This window comes from Nitrospinota bacterium (assembly GCA_009873635.1).
In the GTDB taxonomy this organism is placed as follows: Bacteria; Nitrospinota; Nitrospinia; order Nitrospinales; family VA-1; genus LS-NOB.
Map to the genome: position 1 here is coordinate 65,574 of WAHY01000014.1, position 3,061 is coordinate 68,634.

Genomic DNA, 3,061 nt, shown 5'->3' on the forward strand with positions numbered 1-3,061 from the left:
ACCATTGTAGCTCAGTTCGGTGCCCTGGCCGCTGCAACTATGTTGTTTTCAATATTTGCAAACCTTTTGATCACTCCTATTATCATGACCAGGGTTCGATTGGTCGGACTTTACCAGATACTTTCAATGTCCATTGATCGAGGCGTTTTGCATGGCAGTCCCTTGCTTCAAAATATGACCGACTACCAGCGTCGCAAGGCGATATTAATTTCTGAACTCCATGAATTTGAAAAAGGGGATTTGTTAGTAGAGCAAGGCACGATAGGCCGCAATATGCATCTCATTCTTTCCGGAGAAGTTGAAGTTATCCGAAGGGATGCTGGTGAATCTCATTCTCTGGCTGTTTTAAAGCCCGGACAAATATTTGGTGAAGTGGGCTATATACGTGAAACAGAAAGAACTGCAGATGTGGTGGCGACACAGAAAGTATCGGTATTGCGGTTTGACTATGAGAGAATGCAAAAAGATTTGAAGTTTTTTCCAAATATCGTAGCCAAACTGAACTTCAACATAAGTTATGTTCTTGGAGAACGTTTGGCAGATATGGTGGGGAAATCAAAAACTAAATGATTCTCTTACTTGCCACTATCCCAGGTTGCCTGTAAAATTCATCCAGTGATTTTAAATTAACAGCCCCCGTAGCTCAGCTGGATAGAGCAACGGATTCCTAATCCGTAGGTCAGGCGTTCGAATCGCCTCGGGGGCACCATATAAAACAAGGGGTTGTTGAATAATCGGCAACCCCTTTATTTTTATTCTTCTCATATTTACACCCTATTTACACCCAATCTTCTCATTTATCCCTCCCTATAATAAAATAAGGCCATTCCTATATATTTTGACGATGGTATAAAAGATGCTGAATTCAGATTGCCAACAGATGCAGAGTTTTGCTCAAATTGTGGATATGATTTGCAAAACAGTTCTACTCAAATTCCATTGGACAAAACAATAAAAGGTATAAATTAAGAATGATTTATAAAAGGGGAGAGTTTTGGTGGTATGAATTTCGGGTTGCCAAGATTCGTTACCGGGGTAGCACCAAATCAAAGAAAAAGCGCAACGCTCAGGAATTCCATGATGATCTTAAAGAGCTTAAGAATTGGAATATGCCCGATCTTGACCGAATGACTTAAAAGACGGGTCAATAAAAACAATAAAGCCCCACAACCGCTTAATTGGTTGATGCGGCTTTTTAATTGTTAATTAAAAGTTACTTAGTTTATGGTTATATAGCATTAACGACTTTAGTAACTTTGATCCTATGAGGAGGTTAAAATGAAACAAATATTATTTAAGTCTATCTTTATGGTAAGCGTATTGAGTTTTACAATACTTGGTTTAACGATATCAACAGCCATAAGTGGTGGACCAGCTGATGGCTATACGATTCATGTTCAGGCTCCTCATATGATGGCAGATGGAAAGGTTGGGGGTCCTTATCACCATTATTGTAAAGGAATCCAAAACGGTGAGGTTCTTCAATGTCTACTGTTTGAATCCACTAAACCCAATGCCAAACTGGTCGCCGTTGAATACTTTATAGAAAAAAACTTGGCCAGAAAAAATGTGCCTCTCGTTCAGTGGAATCGGACCTTCCACGACCATCAAGTCGAAATAGATACAGGCCGAGTAGCCATTCTCGATATTGATGACCCTAAAGAAGTTAAGGCGTTAGCTGATGCCGCTGCCAAAACAGATGGTGTGATATTTCATCTATGGGGGAAAGATCAGGTTGTTCCAGATGGAACCGTAACCACACCCACCTCTATAGGTCATGTGTATAGAACAGAGTAAATCATATGAAGCAAGGGGGGGGGGAGCTAATCCCCCTTTCTTTATTGTAAAATCTATAAATATTAGAAAATCATTTAATGGCTAAAAGAAAGTTCTTGTTGCGGGCGATCTGTTTTGCTTGGATCAGTTTCCTTCCTGTAATTGTGGAAGGCTCTGACCCTCAAATATTAAAACCCCGAGTCCCAATTGACCAGATAGATGAAGTAAGGAAATGGGAAAATCCATTGTCTTCAACACCTAAAAATATTGAGACAGGCAAAGCACTTTTTCATGGCAAGGCGTATTGTGTCACCTGTCACGGTAAAGATGGAAAAGGGTACGATCATATTCCCGGTTTAGTTGGGAAACTTCCTAGAAATTTTACAGACAAATCGTGGCAAGCCGTACGTACCGACGGAGAACTAATGTGGATTTTAAAGAATGGAAGTTCTGGCACAGCAATGGTCTCATTTGTCCCAGAAACTTTAACCGAAAAAGAAGCTTGGCAAATTATTTTGTTTATTAGGACATTTGCTAAATTAAGAAACTAATCTCCAGACCTTTCTTTGGGAGCAGGGGGTCGGAGGTTCAAATCCTCTCGCCCCAACTAGTAAAATCAAGGACTTAGAGGTTTTCCGCTAGGTCCTTCCTTTGGTTAATGAAAATAAATTAATATTAAAAGAATGGAAATTTTTTATATTAAGCCTAAATTTAAGTTAACTACTTCACTTCTTGAGGTGACTGCGATGGATAATCCACCCTTCTAGTTTAATCTTTCCCCGCTATATATTTTTAAAGTTACTTTTCTAAAATATTTTAGAACTACCATAGGAGGTACTGTCATGGAATGGTATACCTTTGGATTAGATCGGATGTTTATGTTTCTTTTTTCATTTTCTGTAGCTTTAATAATTATTCTTACGGTTATGTTTCACCGATCTGTTATTGAAAGAGGGCCCAGAAAGTATATTGATATGGATTAATTGGAATTAATCAAGAGGTCACTTTTATGCAGACACAGTTTCAGGTATTGCACACTTTTTTTAGAATATCTCCAAATATACGGAATAGTCTATCCTCTAAGCCTACCGAACGAATGGAGAATATTCAAAGATGTCTAGAATGCTATTTCGTGGGTAACACACTTTGGATAAAAGATCATTTCTTTTGTCCTGATTGTGAATAACCCGTTCATTTAAATGGAGATGATTATGGGAGCTGAGAATCCGCCTGACATCTAATTCACATAAGACAAATTCAATCTTTATTTCAATATAAGTTGGAA

Annotated in this window: 3 protein-coding genes and 1 tRNA gene; all 4 read left to right on the forward strand. The window is 38.5% G+C overall.

Annotated elements, in window-relative coordinates; all coding sequences use genetic code 11:
• The first annotated feature begins 39 nt into the window (after positions 1 to 39).
• The 4 genes from F3741_09355 to F3741_09370 all read left to right on the forward strand — a co-directional run bounded on the left by F3741_09355 (position 40) and on the right by F3741_09370 (position 2,327).
• Complete coding sequence (locus F3741_09355) at positions 40 to 570, forward strand: cyclic nucleotide-binding domain-containing protein (protein MZG30991.1); 531 nt, start codon at positions 40 to 42, stop codon at positions 568 to 570.
• Positions 571 to 632: 62 nt separating this feature from the next.
• Positions 633 to 709, forward strand: a tRNA-Arg gene (locus tag F3741_09360).
• A 569-nt stretch (positions 710 to 1,278) separates the two neighbouring features.
• Positions 1,279 to 1,797, forward strand: a complete 519-nt coding sequence (locus tag F3741_09365) for an OBAP family protein (protein MZG30992.1) — start codon at positions 1,279 to 1,281, stop codon at positions 1,795 to 1,797.
• Positions 1,798 to 1,874: 77 nt separating this feature from the next.
• The gene (locus F3741_09370; GenBank protein ID MZG30993.1) at positions 1,875 to 2,327 is read left to right on the forward strand and encodes a cytochrome c; all 453 of its coding nucleotides are present in this window, start codon (positions 1,875 to 1,877) and stop codon (positions 2,325 to 2,327) included.
• Positions 2,328 to 3,061: the final 734 nt, after the last annotated feature.

Excerpts from the sequence above, each read along its gene's own strand:
- F3741_09370 (MZG30993.1), top strand. The coding sequence starts at position 1,875 with ATGGCTAAAAGAAAGTTCTTGTTGCGGGCGATCTGTTTTGCTTGGATC.
- F3741_09365 (MZG30992.1), top strand. The coding sequence starts at position 1,279 with ATGAAACAAATATTATTTAAGTCTATCTTTATGGTAAGCGTATTGAGT.
- F3741_09355 (MZG30991.1), top strand. The coding sequence starts at position 40 with ATGTTGTTTTCAATATTTGCAAACCTTTTGATCACTCCTATTATCATG.